The sequence below is a fragment of the Mesorhizobium sp. L103C105A0 genome, assembly GCF_000502215.1.
In the GTDB taxonomy this organism is placed as follows: Bacteria; Pseudomonadota; Alphaproteobacteria; order Rhizobiales; family Rhizobiaceae; genus Mesorhizobium.
In genome coordinates this window covers 90,078-111,619 of record NZ_AYXF01000006.1, presented here as the reverse complement: position 1 = coordinate 111,619, position 21,542 = coordinate 90,078, and the positions used below count along the sequence as shown (strand labels likewise).

The 21,542-nt window shown below is 64.0% G+C and carries 27 protein-coding genes; 14 read left to right on the top strand and 13 right to left on the bottom strand.

Annotated features, from left to right (window positions below; all coding sequences use genetic code 11):
- Positions 1–56 precede the first annotated feature (56 nt).
- The 3 genes from X727_RS146885 to X727_RS1000000168000 all read right to left on the bottom strand — a co-directional run bounded on the left by X727_RS146885 (position 57) and on the right by X727_RS1000000168000 (position 2,493).
- Positions 57–1,424, bottom strand: a complete 1,368-nt coding sequence (locus X727_RS146885) for an FAD/NAD(P)-binding protein (protein ID WP_023672083.1) — start codon at positions 1,422–1,424, stop codon at positions 57–59.
- 16 nt (positions 1,425–1,440) lie between these two features.
- The gene (locus tag X727_RS146890) at positions 1,441–1,917 is read right to left on the bottom strand and encodes an Rrf2 family transcriptional regulator (RefSeq protein ID WP_023672084.1); all 477 of its coding nucleotides are present in this window, start codon (positions 1,915–1,917) and stop codon (positions 1,441–1,443) included.
- 414 nt (positions 1,918–2,331) lie between these two features.
- Positions 2,332–2,493, bottom strand: a complete 162-nt coding sequence (locus X727_RS1000000168000; protein ID WP_023706948.1) for a hypothetical protein — start codon at positions 2,491–2,493, stop codon at positions 2,332–2,334.
- 232 nt (positions 2,494–2,725) lie between these two features.
- Here X727_RS1000000168000 and tauA point away from each other — a divergent pair, with 232 nt between their 5' ends.
- The 4 genes from tauA to X727_RS146910 all read left to right on the top strand — a co-directional run bounded on the left by tauA (position 2,726) and on the right by X727_RS146910 (position 5,812).
- Entirely contained in the window at positions 2,726–3,739 is a 1,014-nt protein-coding gene (tauA, locus tag X727_RS146895; RefSeq protein ID WP_023672086.1) for a taurine ABC transporter substrate-binding protein, read from the top strand.
- A 161-nt stretch (positions 3,740–3,900) separates the two neighbouring features.
- Positions 3,901–4,692 (top strand): taurine ABC transporter ATP-binding protein, encoded by a 792-nt coding sequence (locus X727_RS146900; protein ID WP_023672087.1) that lies wholly within the window; start codon positions 3,901–3,903, stop codon positions 4,690–4,692.
- On the top strand, positions 4,689–5,549 hold the full coding sequence (locus X727_RS146905; protein WP_023834546.1) for an ABC transporter permease subunit: 861 nt from the start codon (positions 4,689–4,691) through the stop codon (positions 5,547–5,549). Before X727_RS146900 ends, X727_RS146905 begins: the two co-directional genes overlap by 4 nt.
- A gap of 80 nt (positions 5,550–5,629) precedes the next feature.
- Complete coding sequence (locus X727_RS146910) at positions 5,630–5,812, top strand: hypothetical protein (RefSeq protein WP_023834545.1); 183 nt, start codon at positions 5,630–5,632, stop codon at positions 5,810–5,812.
- 136 nt (positions 5,813–5,948) lie between these two features.
- On the opposite strand, the gene X727_RS146915 is transcribed toward X727_RS146910, so the two are convergent.
- Positions 5,949–6,236: a GIY-YIG nuclease family protein gene (locus X727_RS146915; RefSeq protein ID WP_023672090.1), complete on the bottom strand. Its 288-nt coding sequence runs from the start codon at positions 6,234–6,236 to the stop codon at positions 5,949–5,951.
- A gap of 284 nt (positions 6,237–6,520) precedes the next feature.
- On the opposite strand from X727_RS146915, the gene X727_RS146920 reads away from it, so the two are divergent.
- The 4 genes from X727_RS146920 to X727_RS146935 all read left to right on the top strand — a co-directional run bounded on the left by X727_RS146920 (position 6,521) and on the right by X727_RS146935 (position 10,301).
- Positions 6,521–7,474 (top strand): sulfonate ABC transporter substrate-binding protein, encoded by a 954-nt coding sequence (locus X727_RS146920; protein WP_023706947.1) that lies wholly within the window; start codon positions 6,521–6,523, stop codon positions 7,472–7,474.
- 73 nt (positions 7,475–7,547) lie between these two features.
- Entirely contained in the window at positions 7,548–8,717 is a 1,170-nt protein-coding gene (gene ssuD / locus X727_RS146925) for an FMNH2-dependent alkanesulfonate monooxygenase (protein WP_023834544.1), read from the top strand.
- Entirely contained in the window at positions 8,714–9,490 is a 777-nt protein-coding gene (locus X727_RS146930) for an ABC transporter permease subunit (protein WP_023834543.1), read from the top strand. Before ssuD ends, X727_RS146930 begins: the two co-directional genes overlap by 4 nt.
- A gap of 7 nt (positions 9,491–9,497) precedes the next feature.
- Complete coding sequence (locus X727_RS146935) at positions 9,498–10,301, top strand: ATP-binding cassette domain-containing protein (protein WP_023834542.1); 804 nt, start codon at positions 9,498–9,500, stop codon at positions 10,299–10,301.
- 233 nt (positions 10,302–10,534) lie between these two features.
- Here X727_RS146935 and X727_RS1000000168575 read toward each other — a convergent pair whose 3' ends face one another.
- Positions 10,535–10,720, bottom strand: coding sequence for a hypothetical protein (locus X727_RS1000000168575; RefSeq protein WP_023710328.1), 186 nt, complete (start codon positions 10,718–10,720; stop codon positions 10,535–10,537).
- 310 nt (positions 10,721–11,030) lie between these two features.
- Between X727_RS1000000168575 and X727_RS146945 the strand changes: the two genes are divergently transcribed.
- From X727_RS146945 to X727_RS146960, 4 genes are all read left to right on the top strand, one after another.
- The gene (locus X727_RS146945; protein WP_023672096.1) at positions 11,031–11,390 is read left to right on the top strand and encodes a septal ring lytic transglycosylase RlpA family protein; all 360 of its coding nucleotides are present in this window, start codon (positions 11,031–11,033) and stop codon (positions 11,388–11,390) included.
- A gap of 252 nt (positions 11,391–11,642) precedes the next feature.
- On the top strand, positions 11,643–12,920 hold the full coding sequence (locus X727_RS146950; RefSeq protein WP_023834541.1) for a polyhydroxyalkanoate depolymerase: 1,278 nt from the start codon (positions 11,643–11,645) through the stop codon (positions 12,918–12,920).
- Positions 12,921–13,112: 192 nt separating this feature from the next.
- Complete coding sequence (locus X727_RS146955; RefSeq protein WP_023672098.1) at positions 13,113–13,730, top strand: transglutaminase-like cysteine peptidase; 618 nt, start codon at positions 13,113–13,115, stop codon at positions 13,728–13,730.
- 292 nt (positions 13,731–14,022) lie between these two features.
- Positions 14,023–14,229 carry a hypothetical protein gene (locus X727_RS146960; RefSeq protein WP_023710325.1) on the top strand — a complete coding sequence of 69 codons (207 nt, stop codon included), beginning with the start codon at positions 14,023–14,025 and terminating at the stop codon, positions 14,227–14,229.
- Between the two features lie 90 nt (positions 14,230–14,319).
- Here X727_RS146960 and X727_RS146965 read toward each other — a convergent pair whose 3' ends face one another.
- The 4 genes from X727_RS146965 to X727_RS146980 form a co-directional block, all read right to left on the bottom strand.
- Complete coding sequence (locus X727_RS146965; protein ID WP_023687588.1) at positions 14,320–14,688, bottom strand: helix-turn-helix transcriptional regulator; 369 nt, start codon at positions 14,686–14,688, stop codon at positions 14,320–14,322.
- Complete coding sequence (locus X727_RS146970) at positions 14,688–15,206, bottom strand: Smr/MutS family protein (protein WP_023672101.1); 519 nt, start codon at positions 15,204–15,206, stop codon at positions 14,688–14,690. The genes X727_RS146965 and X727_RS146970 overlap by 1 nt, the downstream gene beginning before the upstream one ends.
- Positions 15,203–16,303, bottom strand: a complete 1,101-nt coding sequence (locus X727_RS146975; RefSeq protein ID WP_023834540.1) for a murein transglycosylase A — start codon at positions 16,301–16,303, stop codon at positions 15,203–15,205. The genes X727_RS146970 and X727_RS146975 overlap by 4 nt, the downstream gene beginning before the upstream one ends.
- A gap of 79 nt (positions 16,304–16,382) precedes the next feature.
- Entirely contained in the window at positions 16,383–17,087 is a 705-nt protein-coding gene (locus X727_RS146980; protein WP_023672103.1) for a Tim44/TimA family putative adaptor protein, read from the bottom strand.
- A 196-nt stretch (positions 17,088–17,283) separates the two neighbouring features.
- Between X727_RS146980 and X727_RS146985 the strand changes: the two genes are divergently transcribed.
- A complete protein-coding gene (locus X727_RS146985) occupies positions 17,284–17,784 on the top strand; it encodes an FxsA family protein (RefSeq protein ID WP_023687591.1) in 501 nt (166 codons plus the stop codon).
- A 139-nt stretch (positions 17,785–17,923) separates the two neighbouring features.
- On the top strand, positions 17,924–18,424 hold the full coding sequence (secB, locus tag X727_RS146990; protein ID WP_023672105.1) for a protein-export chaperone SecB: 501 nt from the start codon (positions 17,924–17,926) through the stop codon (positions 18,422–18,424).
- A 242-nt stretch (positions 18,425–18,666) separates the two neighbouring features.
- Here the strand turns inward: secB and dnaQ are convergent, their stop codons facing one another.
- The 4 genes from dnaQ to X727_RS147010 form a co-directional block, all read right to left on the bottom strand.
- Positions 18,667–19,371, bottom strand: coding sequence for a DNA polymerase III subunit epsilon (gene dnaQ / locus X727_RS146995; RefSeq protein WP_023698097.1), 705 nt, complete (start codon positions 19,369–19,371; stop codon positions 18,667–18,669).
- Between the two features lie 125 nt (positions 19,372–19,496).
- Positions 19,497–20,081 carry a dephospho-CoA kinase gene (gene coaE, locus X727_RS147000; RefSeq protein WP_023698098.1) on the bottom strand — a complete coding sequence of 195 codons (585 nt, stop codon included), beginning with the start codon at positions 20,079–20,081 and terminating at the stop codon, positions 19,497–19,499.
- A gap of 27 nt (positions 20,082–20,108) precedes the next feature.
- The gene (locus X727_RS147005; RefSeq protein WP_023834539.1) at positions 20,109–20,936 is read right to left on the bottom strand and encodes a shikimate dehydrogenase; all 828 of its coding nucleotides are present in this window, start codon (positions 20,934–20,936) and stop codon (positions 20,109–20,111) included.
- The gene (locus tag X727_RS147010) at positions 20,929–21,528 is read right to left on the bottom strand and encodes a Maf-like protein (RefSeq protein ID WP_023834538.1); all 600 of its coding nucleotides are present in this window, start codon (positions 21,526–21,528) and stop codon (positions 20,929–20,931) included. The genes X727_RS147005 and X727_RS147010 overlap by 8 nt, the downstream gene beginning before the upstream one ends.
- Between the last annotated feature and the right edge of the window lie 14 nt (positions 21,529–21,542).

The following is a 21,542-nucleotide window of genomic DNA, read 5'->3' as shown; positions in this document are numbered from 1 at the left end:
AGCGATCCTTCCCACCCCCCTCTGAGGGGCGTGCTATCCCGCCGACGTCAACAGCTTTACCCTAGCAGCTGCTTGCTCAGCCTAGCGCATTGCACGCGGATGTCGGGGATGGCGTCGATCTCGAAGAAGGTGCCGCGGGTCAGCGGCCCGACGGCGAGGATCTTGGCCGATGCGGTGCCGTCGCCGGCGATGATTTCGCACTTGGCTGTGACATCGAGACCAAGCCGCAGCGGGTCGGGCCGCGCCAGGCCGCGGTCGACCAGCGAGCGCACGACGCTGTTCGACGTCGTCGAGATGTCGCGGGCGATGCCGGTGCAATCATAGATGCGCGCGACCTGCAGCGTTTCCAGCGCCTTTGTGTGGCGAGACTGGATGCCGACGGTGAATCCATCGCCAGCCTCGATGCCGACGACACGGCCGGCGACCGGGCGGATGCGGCCGGTGCGCACCGCTTCGGTGACGCGGGCATGCACCTCGGGCGCCAGCCGATGGCGATGGATGTCCCACCAGGCCTTGGTGTGCTCAACGAAGCGGCGCTTGGCCGAGGACGGCCAGTTCTGCCAGATCTTCTGATTGAAGGGTCGCAGCCCATCGACGACGTCGCGCCAGTCGATGCCGGCCTTCTGGTTTTCGCGGATCAGATCGCGGAACCAGCCGACGAAATAGGAGAGCTGCGTGCCGAGCGGAATGTCGGCGACGTCGAGCTTGATCGGGTTGCCCTTGCGGTGCGGCGACGGCAGCAGCCCGCGCCGCGATACGGCGACGATCTCGCCGCGATGGCCGCGCTGCTCGAGCGACAGGAAGGCGTCGACCATGCTGAGCCCGGTGCCCAGCACCAGCACGCGGGCTTCAGGATCGAGCGCGGTGTCGGCCTCGGTGCCCATGCGGATTGCGTGTCCTTGGCCGGCGCCGGGCTGCTCGTCATGGCCGGTGGCAAGCACCGCCAGATGCGCGACGACGCTGGTGCCGTTGGCCAGCACAACTTCGACGCCGGACGATGTCGGCGAGATCGACAGGCTTTCCTCGCGAATCAGCCTGAGACGGCCGGTTTCCTTTTCGCGCGCTTCGAGTTCGTCGAGCACTTCCTTGAGGTAGCGGGCATAGACGCTGCGCGGTGCATAGAAGGGTGTCTGCGGCGTCTGTTCCTGGCTTATCAGGCCGCGCCCCTGCAACCAGCGCCAGAAATTCAGGGGATCGTCGGCATAGGCGCTCATCCCCGCAGCGCTGACATTCAGCACGTGCGCCGACAAAAGCGTCGAATAGGCGATGCCCTGGCCGAAATGCGGACGCTTTTCGATCAGCGTGACGCGAAGGTCCGGGTTGGGCGACTTCAGCAGATGCGCGGCAAGCACGACGCCGCTGGCGCCGCCGCCGACGATGATGATCGAGCTGCGGATGATCGAATTGGCGCGCGCGACGCTCATGCGAGCACGCTCAGGATCAGGCGGGGACCTTTTGCGCCGGCGCAAGCTCGTCGATGTCCCTCGCGACCGGAAGGTCGTCGAGGACGATGTCGCGCATCTCGGCCAGCGTGCGCTGGTCGAGCACCTCGGCGATCGCCTGCCGGACCTCGAGCATCAGATGTCGGACTTGGCATGTCGCCTCATTGCAGTCTTCACAGCGCTGATACTGGGTGCGGCTGGCGCAGGGGATGGGCGCCAGCGGTCCGTCGAGGACGCGCACGACATGGCCGACCTTGATCTCGTCGGCCGGGCGCGCCAGGCGATAGCCGCCATCCTTGCCCTTGCGGCTCTGGACGAAACCGGCATTGCGCAATTCGCCCAGAATGGCGTCGAGGAATTTCTTCGGGATGTTGTTGCCGCTGGCGATGTCGCCGACGAAGGCGAGCTGTCCCACCGGCAGATGCGCCAGATGGACCAGCGCCTTGAGGCCGTACTTGCCTTTTTTGGTGAGCATAGACCGAATGTTTCTCTGTCAGGCGATGGCCCAAACCATCGGTTGCGAAACGCCTGACGTGCCTCCCCGCCGCGTGCAAGCTGCTTCGACACATAAATTCTACTGACATGATATACAAGCCGAGAAACCTTGATTTTGCTTCGTTTTCACGCCGCAGGGGCCACTTTAGCAAGGCTTTGTGCCGTTACGGTCACAGCCAGCCGCGAGCGATTGCGGCGATGAACGGCGGCTCCTGCTCCCAATGTCGATAAGATTACTATACTTACCCTCGAACACGCGGAACGTGTTTTCAAATCAACCGTCTTTTACAGCATGGATTTGCGCCATTTGGGGCTTTGCCGGGAATTTTGGGTCGCAGCCCGCGGATCGGCGAACATGACTCCCGACAACTCGGGCGCCGCCCTGCGCCCGATATCAGGACGCCGCCTTGCCGCTCTGAGACCGGGCGGCCTTGGCGGCCACCGGCACGCCGCTTGACCGCAGCATCCAGCGGTGGCCGTCGCTGCGGAAGTCGGTGAGGCTCAACGGCTCGACATCGATCCTGCGGCAGGCCGCAAGCGGCGCGCCGAGCACCAAATCAGGCCTCTTCCGTAGCGAGGGTTGGCAGGACCACCAACTCTTCAGCACCTTTGGGGCGCCGTTTGCGTTTGTGCACGGTCCGACACGGGCCGGTCACCGCGCCCGCATCAGCCGTTGGTTTTTTTCTAACAAGTGCTTTTTCCTTGGAACGATTTAACTCTACAAGAATGATAGAATTAGCTGACTATGAACAGGCATCCGGTTTTTCTCATTTTTCATGGAGCCTTTCATGTCCAGCATTTCGCGACGCATTGTCCTCCTGTCGTCGGCAGCTTTGGCGGGTGCGGCCTTCCTCGGCCCGGCCCAGGCGCAGGACCTCAACATCACCATTGGCTACCAAACGGTGGTCGAACCTTCGAAAGTAGCACAGGCCGACGGCGCCTATGAAAAGGCGACCAAGGCAACGATCGACTGGCGTAAGTTCGATTCCGGTGCCGATGTCATCGCCGCCGTCGCATCCGGTTCGGTCGATATCGGCTATGTCGGCTCGAGTCCGCTGGCCGCGGCCGCCAGCCGCGAACTGCCGATCCAGACCATCTTTGTCGTCGGCCTGATCGGCCAGTCCGAGGCGCTGGTCGCCCGCAATGGATCCGGCATCGAGAAGATCGCCGACCTCGCCGGCAAGAAGGTGGCGGTGCCGTTCGTGTCGACCACGCATTACAGCCTGCTTGCCGCGCTGAAGCACGAAAACGTCGACCCGAAGTCGGTCGAAATCCTTAATCTCAGGCCACCGGAAATAGCCGCCGCCTTCGCCCGCGGCGACATAGACGCGGCCTATGTCTGGGATCCGGCGCTCGGCCAGATCAAGACGACAGGCAAGGTGGTGCTGGATTCCTCGCAGGTTGCCGCCTGGGGCGCGCCGACCTTCGACGCCTGGATCGTGCGCACCGACTTCGCCGAAAAGAACCCGGACGCCGTGCGCGATTTCGTCAAGGTGACCGGCGAATCCTATGCCCAGTTCCTGGCCAAGCCCGAGGCATGGTCGGTTTCGTCGCCGGAAGCGGCCAAGATCGCCAAGATCACCGGCGCCAAACTGGAAGAGGTGCCGCAGCTCCTCAAGGGTTACGTCTTCCCGACATTGGAGGAGCAGGCTTCCGACAAATTCCTCGGCGGCGGCACGGTCAAGGCGATGGAGGCAGCTTCGGCCTTCCTCAAGGAGCAGGGCAAGATCGACGCCGTGCTGCCCGACTATTCGAAATACGTGTCGTCGAAATACGTGACCGAGGCTCTGGCCTCGAACTGATCTTCAGTTTTACGCAATTCCGGACGGAAAACCGCTTCACACTTTTCCTGGAATTGCTCTGAACACGCGCGGTTTCCTCTTCCCTGACGCCGCGTGCTGCCTGTCCCGGATCCGCTTAACGAGGGCCGGGGCAGGCTGATTTTCTTCCGGAGCCCCTTTTCATGCCGCATCTCGTACTCGACCCGCATCTCGTACTCGACAAGGCCTCGGTTCACTATGACGGCCAAGCAGCGCCGGCGGTCGACCGAGTTTCCATCGATGTCGCCAAGGGCGATTTCGTCGTGCTGGTCGGCCGCTCCGGCTGCGGCAAGACCTCGCTGCTCAATGTCGCCGCCGGCCTGGTCGAACCCGCGCGCGGGGTCGCCACGATCGGCGGCAGACCGATCACCGGCCCAGGCTCCGACCGGGCGGTCGTGTTCCAGAACGATGCGCTGTTTCCCTGGCTGACGGCTCGTGAAAACGTCGGCTTTGCGCTCAGGCTGCGCGGCGTGCCGCAAGCCGAGCGGGCGCGCCGCGCCGACCAGTTGCTGGCGCTGGTCAAGCTTGACGGCGTCGGCGACAAACGCATCTGGGAATTGTCCGGCGGCATGCGCCAGCGCGTCGGCCTCGCCCGAGCGCTCGCGGCCGAGCCGGAATTCCTGCTGCTCGACGAACCGCTCGGCGCACTCGATGCGCTGACGCGCGAGCGCATGCAGACGACGCTGCTCGACCTGTGGACCGCAAGCCGGGTCGGCGTGCTGATGGTCACGCATGGCATCGAGGAGGCGCTGGTGCTGGCCACAAGCATCGTCGTTTTGGCGCCCGGACCGGGCCGCGTGGTGCGGACATTCGAGACCGGTTTCAGCCGGCGCTATGCCGCAGGCGAGCCGATCCGCACCATCAAGGCCGATCCGGCCTTTGCCGCGGCGCGCGGCGAGCTGACCGATGCGATCTTCGAAGGAGAGGTGGCATGAGCGTCACCTCCTACAGCGAGCGGCCGGCCACCGGGACCGGCGAGGCCGATGCCATTTCGGTGCCGTGGTCGCGGCCGGTGCGGAAGCGGCGCGGGGTTTCCTCGCGGGCGATCAGCGCCGTCACCATCCTGGTCGTGCTGGCGGCATGGGCGCTGTCTGCGCGCCTGCAACTGGTGTCGCCGGTGTTCCTGCCGTCGCCCGCCGCCGTGTGGACCAAGTTCATCGTGGTGATCAAGGACGGCTTCGTCGACGCGACTTTGCTGCAGCATATCGTCGCCAGCCTCGGCCGCGTGTTCGCGGCGCTGCTCGCGGCCATCGTCATCGGCGTTCCGGTTGGGCTGGCTATCGGCATTTCGACGGTCGGGCGCGGCATCTTCGATCCCTTGCTCGAATTTTTGCGGCCGATCCCGCCGCTCGCCTATCTGCCGCTGGTCATCATCTGGTTCGGCATCGGCGAGCCGTCAAAGATCCTGGTGATCGCCATTGCCATGCTGGCGCCGGTGGCGCTGTCGACGGCCTCGGGCGTGCGCGGTGTCTCAAAGGAGCGCATCGATGCGGCGCGTTCGCTTGGTGCGACGCAGCGCCAAGTGGTGCGCCATGTCATGCTGCCCAGCGCGCTGCCGTCGATCCTCACCGGCCTGCGCATCGCGCTCGGCGCCGGCTGGTCGACGCTGGTTGCAGCCGAGCTGGTGGCGGCAACGCGCGGCCTCGGCTTCATGATCCAGTCGGCCGCCCAGTTCCTGGTCACCGATGTCGTGGTGATGGGAATAGTGGTGATCGCGACAATAGCCTTCGTGCTGGAATTCATCATCCGCCGAATCGAGCGTCAGCTGGTTCCGTGGGCGGGAAAGGAATGACAACAAGTTCTGCCGGTTTGACCGGCTGCTTCCCTTCGCAGCACGGCGACCGCCGACCCCGGAACAGAAGGAGTGATGTCATGACCCAGTCCACCGCGGTGCTGTTCGCCCATCTCGGCAACTGGCTGCTCGCCTGGCGGGAGAACTCGTCGTCGCAGCCGCAGCCGAAATCGCCGACCCCCGTGCAACTCGACGCCGAACGCGACCGCCTGCCGCCGCGCGACGAGGGATTTTACTGGGCCTGGCAGTATTGGTCGCAGTGAGGTGATGGAGATTAGCGCCAGCCTTCGCGATTTCGTCATCCTAGGGCGAAGCAAGGAGCGAAGCGACGCGGCGCAGACCCTAGGATCCATGCCGAGACGCTGATGCTACGCTCCAGGGGAGCAACAAACCGGGCGCCTACCACCCGGTTCCGCGAAACAGCTCAAACCACTCCGGATTGGCCTTCTCTATCAGTTCGATCTTCCACTGTCTCGGCCATCGCTTCAGCGACTTCTCGCGTTGAATGGCATCGGTGATGTCGAAGAATTCCTCATACCAGACCAGCCGTTGAACACCATAGCGGCTGGTGAAGCCTGCGCCCTGGCCGGATTTGTGTTCAGGCATGCGGCGGGAGAGATCGTTGGTGACGCCGATGTAGATCGTGCCGCGTTTTTGGCTTGCAGTCATGTAGACGTCGCCGGTCATGGTTTCAGGGTATCGAGCCTCGGTTCGCGCACAAGCGACATTCTGATCCGTTCCACTCTACGGCAAACGTCACGGCATGGATCCCTAGGGTCTGCGCCGCGTCGCTTCGCTCCTTGCTTCGCCCTAGGATGACGAGTGCTGGGTTCTGAAGAAAATATTTCCACGTCAAGCAGCCAACTCGCAAAATCGTTTCTCTACTAAATTTATAGACCTACCTAGCCTTGTCTCTCATCCACGGCAGGGAGCCCTTCCCGGCGCCGGTTCGCAGCGAAGGAAGAGGGATCATGTTCAGCCTGACCAGACGCGTTTTCGGCCTTGGCCTTTTGGCGGCGGGCATTGCTGCCTCGCTCAGTGCCTCGGCGCAAGAGTTGAAGCAGCTCAACATCGGCTATCAGAAGACCGGCCTGCCGGTCATCGCCCGGCAGCAGCAGGTGATCGAGAAGGCGCTGAGCGACAAGGGTGTCGCGGTGAAATGGGTCGAATTCACCGCCGGCCCGCCGTTGGTCGAGGCGCTCAATGTCGGCGCCATCGATGTCGGCTGGACCGGCGACGCACCGCCAATCTTCGGCCAGTCGGCCGGCGCCAACATCGTCTATGCGGCGGCACTGCCGGCCAATGGCGACGGCGAAGCGATCTTCGTCAAGCCGGCATCGCCGATCCAGTCGCTCGCCGGCCTCAAGGGAAAGCGCATCGGCGTCGGCAAAGGCACCAGCGCGCACAATCTGCTGGTCGCGGCGCTCGAAAAAGCAAACATCCCCTTCGACCAGATCACCCCGGTCTATCTCAGCCCGGCCGATGCCGCGGCGGCTTTCGCCAGCGACCAGATCGATGCCTGGGCGGTCTGGGACCCGTTCTACGCCATCGCCGAGACGCGCTACCAGCCGCGCGTGCTGGCGCGCTCCAGCGAGGTGCTGAAGGTGAACACCTATTTCCTCGCCAACAAGGATTTTGCCAAGGCGCATCCGGAGACGATCACCACGACGATAGCGGCGCTCGGCGTGGCGGCGAAATGGGCGGACCAGAATCGCGACAAGGTCGCCGCCGCCCTGCATGAGGTGACCGGCGTGCCGCTCGACGCGCAGACCATCGCCGCCAATCGCACCAAATTCGGCATCTTCCCGATCACCGACGAGATCATCGCCGGCCAGCAGGCGACCGCCGATCGCTTCTACAAGCTCAAACTGATCCCGAATGCGGTGCGCATCTCCGACGCCGTGTGGACCGCACCGGGCAATTGATTTTTCTCATGCGGCGCCGGGCGGAAACGTCCGGCGCCTTTGCCGTTTCTGCCTTCAACCTTGGGATTTCGCCATGACCGCTCCAGCCAATCCGCAAGCCGGGCCGCTCGATTTCTTCTGGTTCATTCCGACGCATGGCGACGGCTCCTATCTCGGCTCCGAGCAGCAGCAGCGCCCGCCTGAATTCGCCTATTTCAAGGAGATCGCGCAAGCCGTCGACCGGCTCGGCTTTCCCGGCGTGCTGCTGCCGACCGGGCAGAATTGCGAGGATTCCTGGATCACCGCTTCCGGACTAGCGGCGCTGACCGAAAAGCTCAAATTCCTGGTGGCGCTGCGGCCCGGCGTGACGCTGCCGACCTTCGCGGCGCGCCAGACCGCGGCGCTCGACCGGCTGAGCAATGGCCGCCTGCTGCTCAATGTCGTGGTCGGCGGCAACCCGACCGAGCTTGCCGGCGATGGCGTGTTCCTGCCGCATGACGAGCGCTATGCGCAGGCGCAAGAGTTCCTGACCATCTGGCGCGCGCTGGTGTCGGGCGAGAGCGTCAACTTCAACGGCAAATATTACCGCGTCGACAATGGCCGCCTCGACCTTTTGCCGCAACAGGAGCGGCCGCCGCTCTATTTCGGCGGCTCGTCCGATGCCGGCCAGGAGCTCGCCGCCGATCTCGTCGATATGTACCTGACCTGGGGCGAGCCGCCGGCGCAGGTGGCGGAAAAACTCAGCGCGGCGCGCAAAAAGGCTGAACGGCGCGGCCGCAAACTGCGTTTCGGCATCAGGCTGCATTTCATCGTGCGCGAGACCGAGGAAGAGGCCTGGCGCGCCGCCGACCGGCTGATCAGCCACGTCACCGATGCCCAGATCGAAAATGCCCAGGCCCGCTTCACCAGGGAGATGGACTCTGTGGGACAGCGGCGCATGGCCGAACTGCATGGCGGCCGCCGCGACAGGCTGGTGGTTTCGCCCAATCTGTGGGCCGGCGTCGGCCTGGTGCGCGGCGGCGCCGGCACAGCTTTGGTCGGCTCGCCCGAGCAGATCGTCGAGCGCATCCGCGAGTATCAGGCGATCGGCATCGACACCATCATCGGCTCCGGCTACCCGCATCTCGAGGAAGCCTACCGCGTCGCCGAGCTTCTGTTCCCGCGTCTCGGCCTGGGCACCAGGCGGGCACGGGCGCATGAGAACATCGCCAATGAATTCGCCGTCGGCTTCCACGGGGCCAACCGCCTTCAGGCGTCGTCATGAGCCTGGCTCAACGGGTCAAACAGAACGGCATCGGCTGGCTGCTGCCGGCGCTGGTCATAATTGGCTGGGAAGCCGCCAGCCGCGCCGGCGTGATGCCGGCCAATGTGCTGCCGGCGCCGAGCGCGGTGGCCGAGGCCTTCTGGCGGCTGACGCTGTCGGGCGAGCTGATACAGAACATCGGCGTCAGCACGCTGCGCGCGCTGGCCGGCTTTGCCATCGGCGGCTCGATCGGCTTTGCACTCGGCCTTGCCAACGGGCTGTCGGCGCTCAGCCGCGGCCTGACCGACACGACGCTGCAGATGATCCGCAACATCCCGCATCTGGCGCTGATCCCGCTGGTCATCCTGTGGTTCGGCATCGACGAGGAAGCAAAACTGTTCCTGGTGGCGCTCGGCGTGTTCTTCCCGATCTACGTCAACACGCTGCTCGGCATCCAGAGCGTCGACCCGCAGCTGGTCGAGATGGGCCGGGTCTACGGCATGGACCGCCGCGCGTTGTTTTTTCAGGTGATCCTGCCCGGCGCGCTGCCGGCGATCTTCGTCGGCCTGCGCTATGCGCTGGGCATTATGTGGCTGACGCTGATCGTTGCCGAAACCATCTCGGCCAGTTCCGGCCTCGGCTACATGGCCATGCAGGCACGCGAATTCCTGCTGATCGATGTGGTCGTGCTGTCGATCCTGATCTATGCGCTGCTCGGCAAGCTTGCCGACAGCTTCGCCCGCCTGCTCGAGCGGCTGTCGCTCGGCTGGCATCCCGCCTTCCAGAACGCCTGAGGGTTCGATGCCAACCGCCAGCCTGACCGCCATCCGTTCCTTCGTCGCCGCGCCGGAACCGTCACGGCCGGAGGAGGCCGTCGAAAGGCAGCGCGCCTTTGCCTTCAAGGGCGTGGAAAAGCGCTTTGGCGACAAGGTCGTGCTCGACGGCATCGATCTCGATGTGCCCGTCGGACAGTTTGTGGCCGTCATCGGCAAGAGCGGCTGCGGCAAGAGTACGCTGTTGCGGCTGCTGGCCGGGCTCGACCGGCCGACGGCAGGATCGCTGACATTCGGGCCGCAAGCCAAGGCCGGCGCCGGCGAAGAGAGCCGCTTCATGTTCCAGGAGCCGCGGCTGCTGCCTTGGGCCAGCGTGGTGAAAAACGTTGAGGTCGGACTGACCGGGCTTGCCACCGGTGCGGAAGCCAGGCGGCGCGCGCTCGCCATCCTGGGTGAAGTCGGCCTCGCCGACCGCGCCGACGAATGGCCCTCGGTGCTGTCGGGCGGCCAGAAGCAGCGCGTGGCGCTGGCGCGTGCACTGATCGGACAGCCTCGGATCCTGGCGCTCGACGAGCCGCTCGGCGCACTCGATGCGCTGACCCGCATCGAAATGCAGCAGCTTCTGGAACGTATCTGGCTGGAGCAAAAATTCACCGCCGTGCTGGTCACGCATGACGTCGCCGAGGCGGTTGCGCTCGCCGACCGGGTGGTGGTGATCGACGAGGGCCGCATCGCGCTCGATCTCGACGTGTCGGTGGCGCGGCCGCGCCGGCGTGGTTCCGTCGAGCTTGCCAGGCTGGAGGGCAGGATTCTGGATCAGCTGTTCGGGTAGTGCTGTCGCGGGCAGGGCATTCTATCCGAGCCGGATAGATAGGTGACAGAATGGACCGGCAGTATGGGTGGGGTTTTCTTGCTCGCCGGGTTGTGCCTGTTTGCGAAACTGCGGGTTTGACCAGCGCCTTCCCCCACTCCGTCTTTCCTCTCCCCCGTCGATCGGGGGAGAGGTGTCGAGCGAAGCTCGACGGAGTGGGGGTCGATCTGTGTGGGTCGATTTTTCGTCGCAACTCACCCCCGCGAACGGCTCGCCCATACCAGCCCGGCGAAACCGACCAGCATGGTCACGATGCCGATATAGAGCCATTGCGACTGGCCGGTCATGAAGCTGCCGCCGACCACGCCAATGCCTTGCAGCGACCACAGCGCGCCGATGGCCAGTACGATCAGCGCCAGCAGATATCTGAACAGTCTCATCGCCAAGATTCCTTTCCGAAGTCGATCGTCAACTGCGCCATGACCGTGATGACAGAGCGAAAGGACGGCGCCCAATCGCGCTCTCTTCTACTTGTACTATAACGTCCTGCCTTGCTCACGGAATCTGTGAAACAGCTCGCAATATCGCCGGCGATACGGCCGCGCCACACGAAAGATGCCTGACAAACTGTTTCCCAGCGACTCCAAACGTGTGCCGGTGCCACGGAACTGCCCGATGCTTGCCGCATTTCCTGCCTTATTCGACACTTAACGGCTGGGGTCTGTCGAAAACGGAGCCAATCCCCCCAACATGAAGAAAACAAACCAGACCGCGCTTGTCGCGGTAACGATCGCGGCTGGCCTGATGGTCGGTGCATCCGCCTCCTCCGCCGCTGGCCAGTGCGGCCGCGCCTCCTGGTACGCACTGCATTCCAGGACCGCCAATGGCGAACGCATGAACCCGTCGGCGCTGACCGCCGCGCACCGCAGCCTGCCTTTCGGCACCAAGTTGAAAGTGACCAACCAGAATAATGGCCGCAGCGTCATCGTGCGCATCAACGACCGCGGCCCGTTCATCAAAGGGCGCGTGCTCGATCTGTCCAAGGGCGCCGCCGGCCAACTCGGCTTCATCGGCTCCGGCCATACCTCGGTGTGCATGGCGCGCGTCTAGATCTGTCCAAGTCCGGCCCGATCGGGCCGGACACATCCTGCCCCGTCGTCCAACAGCCTTGCATTTTGCAGTGCACATTGAGCCGGCTCCAGCCGCCCAACGCGGTTTTTCAAGGCCTTGGACGAAAGATTGGCATATGTCACGCCACGTGACGTATTGCATCGCAGCAATATCTTGTTAACCTCCGCGCGAGACATTCAAGGCTCGGCGCTGTCCGTCGTCCCTTCGGTCACGGCAGCTGCGGAGTACCTGATGTTCTACCAGCTCTACGAAATGAACCATGCCGCCCTGCAGCCCGCGCGGCTTTATGCCGATGCAGTGCGGCTGTTCTACACCAACCCGCTCAATCCGTTTTCGCATACGCCGTGGGGCCGCTCGGTCGCCGCCACGGCCGAACTGTTCGAGCGCACGACGCGCCGCTACAGCAAGCCGCATTTCGGCCTGAGCAAGACCGTGGTCGACTGGAAAAGCGTCGAGGTCAGCGAAAAGACCGTGTGGTCGCGGCCGTTCTGCAATCTCACCCGCTTCGAGCGGTCGGTGCCCGCCGGTCGCAAGGCCGACCCCAAGCTTCTCATTGTGGCGCCGATGTCGGGCCATTATGCGACGCTGCTGCGCGGCACGGTCGAGGCGATGCTGCCCTATGCCGACGTGCACATCACCGACTGGGTCGATGCCCGCATGGTGCCGGTGACCGACGGCCATTTCGACCTCGACGATTATATCGACTACATCATCGACATGCTGCATGCGCTGGGGCCGGACACCCATGTGATGGCGGTGTGCCAGCCTTCGGTGCCGGTGCTGGCGGCGGTGGCGCTGATGGAAAAGCGCGGCGATCCCTTCGTGCCCTCGACCATGACCTTGATGGGCGGGCCGATCGACACCCGCCGCAATCCGACCGCGGTCAATCTGCTGGCCAAGGAAAAGGGCATCGACTGGTTCCGCGACAACGTCATCATGCACGCGCCCTGGCCGGTGCCGGGCTTCGGCCGCGAAGTCTATCCGGGCTTCCTGCAGCTGTCGGGCTTCATGAGCATGAACCTCGACCGCCACATCACCGCCCACAAGGACTTCTTCATGCATCTGGTCAAGCATGACGGCGACAATGCCGAGAAGCACCGCGATTTCTACGACGAATATCTGGCGGTGATGGACCTGACGGCGGAATTCTATCTGCAGACCGTCGACACGGTGTTCGTGCGCCATGCGCTGCCCAAGGGCGAGATGACGCATCGCGGCGAGGTGGTCGACACCAAGGCGATCCGCAATGTCGCGCTGTTCACGGTCGAAGGCGAGAACGACGACATTTCCGGTCTCGGCCAGACCCAGGCCGCCCACGATCTCTGCCCCAACATCCCGGCTGACCGGCATGCGCATTACATGCAGCCGGCCGTCGGCCACTACGGCGTCTTCAACGGGTCGCGATTCCGCTCGGAAATCGTGCCGCGCATCGTCGATTTCATCACCAGCTACGGCCGCCAGAACCGGGTTGCGGTGAAACCAAGGCTGGTCCGCTCCGCCAAAGGCTGAGGCTCGATCCGGCTGCAGCGTGCATTGCCCACAAAAGCGGGGCGATTTTGCGCGCCACAGGCGTTCTGTTGCACAATAGACGCTGTTGGGCGGGCGCGGGTAACCATGCCGAAGAATCTGGCTCCCCTTATAATTGACACGGAGTGTAAATCCCCTTTAACCTTTCGTTAAGAACAAGGGCGAACGGGGACAATGACTTCCTCACCGATGGCACGGACGCTGCGCTTGTGGGCGGCAGCAGGGCTGGCGATCTCTGCGTGCTGGGCAGTGCCGGCACTTGCAGGCGGCGCCATGGCGACGGGCGGCATGACCTCGCAGCCGATCGGCCACTATGATTTCTGTAAAACCCAGCCCGGCGAATGCTCGATCCGGCCGAGCAACCTCAACCCCGCCGCGATGACCGACGCCTTCATGCGCAAGCTGATCAACGTGACGTCAAGGGTCAACGCCGCCGTCAAGCCGATGAGCGACTACGACATCTATGGCAAGGACGAGGTCTGGGCCTATCCCGACAAGGGCGTCGGCGATTGCGAAGACTATGTGCTGGAAAAGCGCCGCCAGCTCTCGCGCTCTGGCGTGTCGCTGGCCGATCTCTTGATCACCGTCGTGCGCAAGCCGGACGGCGAAGGCCATGCCGTGCTGACCGTGCGCACCGACAAGGGCGACTACGTCCTCGACAATCTGACCGACAAGGTGAAGATCTGGGACGCCACCGGCTATCGCTTCCTCAAGCGGCAGGCCATCGACAACACCGGCCGCTGGGTCTCGATCCGCGGCGGCCAGCAGGTACTGGTCGGCGCGGTTCAGTAAGGACACGACGCTTTCGAACGAGCGGGATATCGGCCCGCGCGCCATCTTCAGGATGAGTCAGCGCCGCCCCTCATCAACGCTGCGGAATAGGTGCCGGCGCAGCGGCTATCTCCCTTCCCCCGTCACTACGGGGAGAAGGTGCCGGCAGGCGGATGAGGGCAGCGCTGCCCTCGAAATCTTATCTCTCGAAACGCCTCCTCAAAAAATTTCGCTACCTGCGTGAACCAAACCGTCTCCAGCGGCGACACACAGCCGTAACCAGAACCCAACCACCCAAACATGGAGACTTCAAATGACTGCTTTCCTTCGTAATGCCTTCCTCGCCGTTGTTGCGGTGTCTTCCTTGGCCGGATCCGCCATGGCCGATCAGACCGGTTGCGCCAAGACCAACAACTGGGGCAATCGCTGTTGCGAGCTCAACTCGGACTGCCTGGGCGGTGGCCGCGGCGGCGATCATGACAGCACTGGCGGCCGTGGCGGCCAGGCCGGCGCGAAGTAATCGTGACATATGCCCGCTGGCTATCGGCCGGCGGGCATCGCTTTCAGGAACAGCGCAAGCAAACCTTGCGCCTTGGCATCGCTTACCGGATTACTCTCGCCGCTCCAGTGCGGCCCGGATCGACGCGGTGATGCGGGCAAGCTCGGCTTCGTCCAGCTTCTCGATGTTTTCGGCCAGGAGATTGGCCAACTCGGTGGCGGCAGGACTGAGGCCGGACGTATCGAGTCTCACCCGCGGATGTGAGGCCTCGGCCAGACGCGCCAGCTCTTCGGCATCGTCCCAGATGACGTTGAAATAGCCGATGATCTTCTGGATCAGCGTCCAGGTCGGCGCGCCACGGCGGCCATGTTCCAGCGCCGACAAATAGGCGGCGCTGACTCCGATCGCCTGCGCCATGTCCTTCTGGCGCAAGCCGCGCTCGGCTCGAAGCGCCCGCAGTTTTTCGCCGAAGGGCGTCATCAGCGGGTTCGCCTGAGTCGAACGTAGAGCGCGCCCGAACCGCCGTGGTTGCGGGCGGCGTGATCGTGGCTGGAGACCAGCGGCCGGAAGGCAGGCGTCGACAGCCAGGCAGGCACGGCGCGCCGCAAGACGCCGTCGCCGCCCGACGACGACCCTTTTCCCGTAATGACGAGGACATAGCGGATGCCGCCGGCATGGGCCCGGTGCAGGAACGAAAACAGCAGCGAATAGGCCTCGTCCTGGGTCATGCCATGCAGATCGACGCGGCCTTCGATCGGCAGCCGGCCCTTCTTCAGCTTGTCCAATGTCGGCTCGTCCAGCGCGTGCGATACATGCTGCGCCTTCGGCTTGGCGGCGAGGACCGGACCGACAGCGACCGGCGTCTGTGCCGGCTTGGGGTCGACGACGATGTCGGGAATCTCGACCGCGGTCCGGCCCTTCAGCGGTCGGGCGGTGCGCGCCACCAGGTTCCACAGCACCCGGTCGTCTTCGTTGAGTTTATCGGGGCGCTTGCTCATCGATTCGATTCCGAAACGAGAGCGCGTGGAACCAAGGCATAGAAATCGGCCGCATTGCGAACGACGCCGGCGATCTCGCCGGCCGCATCGCCGGAGCCGGCGAACAGATCGCCCCGCGCCGGTCCGGTGATGGCCGAGCCGGTGTCCTGCGCAATCATCAGCCGCCGGAACGGTTTTCCGTCGAAGGCGGTCAGCGACGGAGCGTCGATGTAGAAGGGGGTACCGAATGTGTGCAGCAGCCGGTCGACCGCGAGCGAACGGCCCGGCGTCAACGGCACCTTGGCGGCGGCGATAGGACCGAGTGCGGCATCGTCGACATCGGCTTCGCGAAAGAAGATATAGGAGCGGTTCTGCCAGAGGATCTCGTCGACGCGATCCGGATGCGCCCTGAACCAGGCGCGGATAGACTGCATCGTCACTTTTTCCAGTGGGATTTCGCCGAGTTCGGCGAGAATCTTCCCCGGACCGCTGAAACGTTGGCCGGATTTGGCGGCGTAGGTGACGCGGCAAAGCCGGCCGTCGGTCATCTTCAGCCTGGCCGCACCTTGCACATGGATGAAGAAGACGTCGACCTTGTCGGCAAGCCAGGCGATTTCCAGGCCTTGGCCGGCCAGCGCGCCTCTCTCGATCTCACTGCGGTCGAAATACTCCACCAGGCCCTGCGGCGTATCGCGGGCGAAGGCGAGATAGTCGTCCATCCCTCGAGGACGGTTGGCATCATCGATGTCGACGAGATCGGAAGGCCGCTCCAGCAGCGGCACCGTGAATTCATCCGTGCGCACTGGTGAGGCCTCGACCTCCGGCTCGTAGAAGCCGGTGACCAGGCCGGGGTTTTCGAATCGAATCTGGACTGGGGCGAAATGGCGCTCGAAAAAACCCTTGGCCGCCGACCGATTCGCCGGCGAAACGGTGCGCGCCTCGTCATAAGCGCCGGCAAACGCGTCGAACCGGACGCCCAACGAACCGGTGCGGTAGGGCTTGTTCAGGACATGAAAGGCCGAACGGCGGAAGGCTTCGAAAGCGGGCAGATGGTCATCGAAATTCCAACCGGGAAGATCATCGAAGGACTTTTCCACGAAAAGCGGCGAGAGCGACACCTCAGCCTCGCCACTGCCGATGTTTGCCTGCATGTCGCTATCCCAAAAAAGCTGCCCGCACCGGGCGACATGCATAGGCTCAGTCTTCTTCCTCGGTGGCGACCAGCTTCCAGTTCGGATCGCGCGAGCGTGTGTCGCGGGCGAAGGTCCAGACATCCTTGACCTCGGCCACCGTCTCGGGATCGCCGTCGATGACGGCACCCGCCTTGTCGCGGGTCGCCGAAATCAGTTCGCTCACGATGCGCAGCGTGATGTGGGCCTCGCCGCCCTTCATCTCGGCCGAGACGATGTCGGCCTTGTCGATGCCGACGAAGGAGGACTGGATCTTTTCGGCTTTCGCCTCGCGGTCGCCAATCGCGGCAACGAAGCCGTCAAAAACCTCGCGCGACAACAGGTTCTTCAGCGTTTTTCGGTCGCCATCGGCATAGGCCATGACGATCATCTCATAAGCCATCTTGGCGCCGTCGACGAAGACTTTGGGGTCGAAGGAGGGATCATTGTCCTTGATCGCGCGCAGGCCCTTGTTGAGGTCGGTGTCGGGCTTGGCGAAGGCATCGATGGCCGCATAGGTCTCGGCAGCCGTCTCGCCCGGCATGCGCTTGCGTGGCAGCGAAACCACATTTTCGGGCTTCTGGGTCGCGTCCTTCTCGGTGCGGCTGGCCGTGTACGGATCGAAGGGCGGGCGCTCGCTGCCCGTGCGGCGGCCAAGCACGTTGCGCAGCTGGAAAAAGATCACCACCGCCGCAATCAGAAAGAAAATGGTGCCGAAGTCGAAGAATCCCATATCTTTCGCCAATCAATCCCTGACCTGGCCGGGACCGCCAGCCAATCGGGCGGCGGTCGCATGGCGTTAAACATGCAAAGCATATAGAACGCATGGCGCAATCATTCAAATCAAAGGCAGGCATACCTATCTAACGGCCTCAGTGCCAGCGGCGATTATGCGCCGCCCGGCAAACATGGAAACGATCGGTCAAGACTTGCGCATTTCCTTCCTTCCTCTGTTCCTGCTTGCGCTGCCGCTGCTGGAAATCGCCGGTTTCGTCATTGTCGGCCGCGAGGTCGGGGCGCTGGCGACGGTCGGTCTGGTGCTGGCTTCAAGCATTGCCGGCGTGCTTCTGCTCCGGCACCAGGGTTTTGGCGTCATGGCGCGGGTCCGCGCCGAGATGGCCGGCGGCGGCGACCCCAGCCGCCAGCTCGCGCATGGCGCCATGATCGTGGTCGCCGCGATCCTGTTGATCATCCCCGGCTTCATCACCGATATTGTCGGCCTGCTGCTGTTCCTGCCGCCGGTGCGCGACCTTGCCTGGCGCAGGCTCAAGGGCCGCATCGTCGTCGCGACCGATTTCACCGCCGGCGGTTTTCGCGGCAGGTCGCGTGACAAGGTCATCGACCTCGACGACCGCGACTATTCGCGCGAGGACGATTTCAAGCGCGGTCCCGACCATAACTCGCCGTGGCGCCGCCTGAAGGACGACTGAACGTCACCTTGCCAACGACTGACTATTGACCCCTTTCGGCCTGAAGGCGGCAAACCTTGTCTTGTCTTGCCGACCATGCTAGCCAACGCCCGATTTCAATTCGGTCAGCGCTGCTGTCCAGGCAAAAGGAACAAGGCTCATGGCCAGCAAAGATGACGCGCCGGTCGGCGCCGCCAACGGCAACGGCGAAACGGCGCAGCCCTCGCTCAACGTGCTTGCCCAGTATGTGAAGGACCTGTCCTTCGAAAGCCCCGGCGCGCCGAACTCGCTGCGCGGCCGCGACAAGGCCCCAGGCATTGCGATCAACGTCAATGTCAATGCCAACCCGCTCTCCGACAAGCAGTTCGACGTCAATCTGACCTTGAACGCCAAGGCGTCCTTCGACCAGGAAGTGCTGTTCAATGTCGAACTGGTCTATGGCGGCGTCTTCGCCATCGCCGGCTTCCCGCAGGAGCACATGCTGCCGATCCTGTTCATCGAATGCCCGCGGCTTTTGTTCCCGTTCGCCCGCCAGATCATCGCCGAAGCCACCCGCAATGGCGGCTTCCCGCCGTTGATGCTCGACCCGATCGATTTTGCCCAGATGTTCCAGCAGAAGCTGGCCGAGGACCAGGCGGCATCGAAGGTCAAGGTGAGCTGAAGGCAAGCGTCACGCGCATGAGTTGAAAGCCCGGCTTCGTGCCGGGCTTTTTGTATACTGAGATGCTGGCGGGACAGCACCCCCTCTGCCTTGCCAGGCATCTCCCCCTCATCGCGACCTTCGCCAACTTTAGACGTTGCAGGAATGGGCTGGAGCGGCGAAGCTGCTGATCTCCCCCCTTGAGGGGGAGATGGCCGGCAGGCCAGAGAGGGGTGTGACGGAACGCTACCTCCGCGATCCGTTCACCCCGCCGCCACCTTCAGCCACAGCGCCTTTTCACCCAGCGTCGCCACCAGCCCCGCATGCGCCGCTCGCTCGCCCTCAGTCAGGCGCGGCGGCAGGGCAATTGGCCTGGCGGCGATCGAGATGTCGATATCGGCAACGTCGCCATTGCTGTTGAGCTGCACCACGACGGCGTCGAGGACAAGTGCGGCCTGCTTGCCGCCGATGAGTTCGATGTAGACTTCGGCCAGGAGCTCGGAATCGAGCAGCGCGCCGTGCTTGGTGCGGTGGCCGTTGTCGATGCCGTAGCGGCGGCAGAGCGCGTCGAGCGAATTGGGTCCCATAGGGTGCTTGCGCCGCGCCAGCGCCAGCGTGTCGACGACGCGCCCGGTGTCTATGGCCGGCTGGCCGAGCCGCCCGAATTCCGTGTTGAGGAAGCCGATGTCGAAACTGGCGTTGTGGGCGACGAGCTTGGCGCCGTCGGTGAAGGCGAGCCATTCCTCGGCGATTTCGGCAAAGGTCGGCTTGCCGACGAGGTCGGCGGCGCTGATGCCGTGCACGGCTTGCGCCTCGACATGGACGGCGCGCCCCTGCGGATTGATGAATTTGTGGAAGGTGCGGCCGGTCGGGAAGCGGTTGACCAGCTCGACGCCGCCAAGCTCGATGATGCGGTCGTCGCGCATGTCGAGTCCGGTGGTTTCGGTATCGAAAATGATCTCACGCATAGAATCAACCTACTCCTGGAGGAGTAGAATCATGGAGCGGAACAAAATGGCAATGGGTAATGCCGACAGCCTGCCGTCAGGGGCCTGATGGGCGCGACTTATCCCCCAGGAGTTAGCAGGCGAGCTCAGCGTCCTGAGAGCTCGGCAATGATCGCGCCGACCGCGGTGCGGGCGGCGTCCATGCCTTCACCGGTGTCGATGACGAAATCGGCCTGCCGGCGCTTTTCGGCGTCGGGCACCTGCTTGGCCAGGATTGCCGCCAGCTTTTCCTCACTCATGTCAGGACGCGCCAGCACGCGGGCGCGCTGGATATCGGCCGGCGCGGTGACGACGACGACCTTGTCGACACGGTTGCGGCCGCCGGTTTCGAACAGCAGCGGAATGTCGAGCACGACGAGCGGCGCGCCGGCGGCGCGGTGCCTTGCCAGAAAGGCATCGGCATCGGCCCGCACCAGCGGATGGACGATCGCCTCCAATGTCTTCAGCGCAGCAGCGTTGCCGAGCACGCGGCGCGCCAACTCGGTGCGGTCGACCGAACCGGCAATCACGGTGCCGGGAAAGGCCGCCTCGACGAGAGGTGCTGCCTTGCCGGCATAGAGGCGATGCACGGTCTCGTCGGAGTCATGCACCGGCACGCCGGCGTCGACGAACATTTTCGCCGTCGTCGACTTGCCCATGCCGATCGATCCGGTGAGGCCGAGCACGGTCATCATTTGGCGCCCATCATTTGCGACCCATCATTTGGCGAGGATGTCGGCGACGATCATCTGTCGCAACTCAGGCGTGACCTGCGGCATCTTGCCGAACCAGCGTTCGAAACCGGGCACAGCCTGGTGCAACAGCATGCCGAGCCCGTCGACCGTCTTCAAATTTCTCGCGCGGGCAGCGGCAAGCAGCGGTGTTTCCAGCGGCACATAGACGATGTCTGCGACAATGGCGTGAGCTGGCAGGCCGGCCGGATCGGCGGCCAGCGTCGCATTGCCATGCATGCCAAGTGCCGTCGTGTTGATCAGCAAGCCGGCATCGCCAAGCAAGTCGCCGACCGCGCCATGCGCCGAGACGCCGGCCCCGAAGCGGTCGGCGAGTTCCTGCGCCCGCGCCAGTGTGCGGTTTACGATGCGGATATCGTTGATGCCGCGCACTTTAAGCGCGTGGATGACCGCGCGCGACGCGCCGCCGGCGCCGAGCACCACGGCCGGAGCGTTTCTCTCCCAGCCCGGGGCATGCTCGTCGAGATTGCCGGCAAAGCCGATCCAGTCCGAATTGCCGCCCCACAGCACGCCGTCGTCCAGCCACAGCATGTTGACCGCGCCGATCATCTCCGCCGCTTCGTCGCGGCGCTCGACCCGGGCGAAGGCGACTTCCTTGTGTGGAATGGTGACGTTGCCGCCCTGATAGCCATTGGCCTCGAGCGACGAGAGGAACTCGGGAAAATCGGCCGGCGCGACATCGATCGCATAATAGCTGCCGTCGATGCCGTATGTGTTCAGCCAATAGCCGTGGATCTTCGGCGAGCGCGAATGCGCGATCGGATGGCCGGTGACGAAAGCTTTTTTCTCAACCATCGATGGCTCCGAGCGCACGCAATTCCGCCAGCACCGGTAACAGCGGCAGGCCGACAATGGTGAAATAATCGCCTTCGATCTTTTCGAACAGCTGGATGCCTTCGCCCTCGATCTGGTAGGCGCCGACGCTCGACAACGCCTTGGCGCCGACGCGGGCCAGGTGCCGGCCGACGAAGGCCGGATCGAGCTTGCGCATGGTAAGGCTGGCGATGCCGACATGGCGCCACAGCACCTTGCCGTTGCGGCAGAGCACGGCGGCGCTGTTCAGCTGATGCGTCTTGCCTGACAGCGCCAACAGATGGCGGCGGGCGCCTTCCATGTCGGCCGGCTTGTGGAACACTTCATCTCCCAGTGACAAAGTCTGGTCGCAGCCGAGCACCAGGGCGCCCGATCTGCGTTCGCTGACCTCGGTCGCCTTGGCTTCGGCGAGTATCAGGGCGACATCTTCCGGCGACACACCGCTGTCCTGCAACGGCGCCTCGAGCGCACGCTCGTCGACATCGGCAGGCACCGCTTCGATGCCGAGCCCGGCATTGATGAGCATTGCTTTGCGGAACGGGCTGCCGGAGGCGAGGGTGATTTTTTCGGTCATGGGTTCTGGGCCTG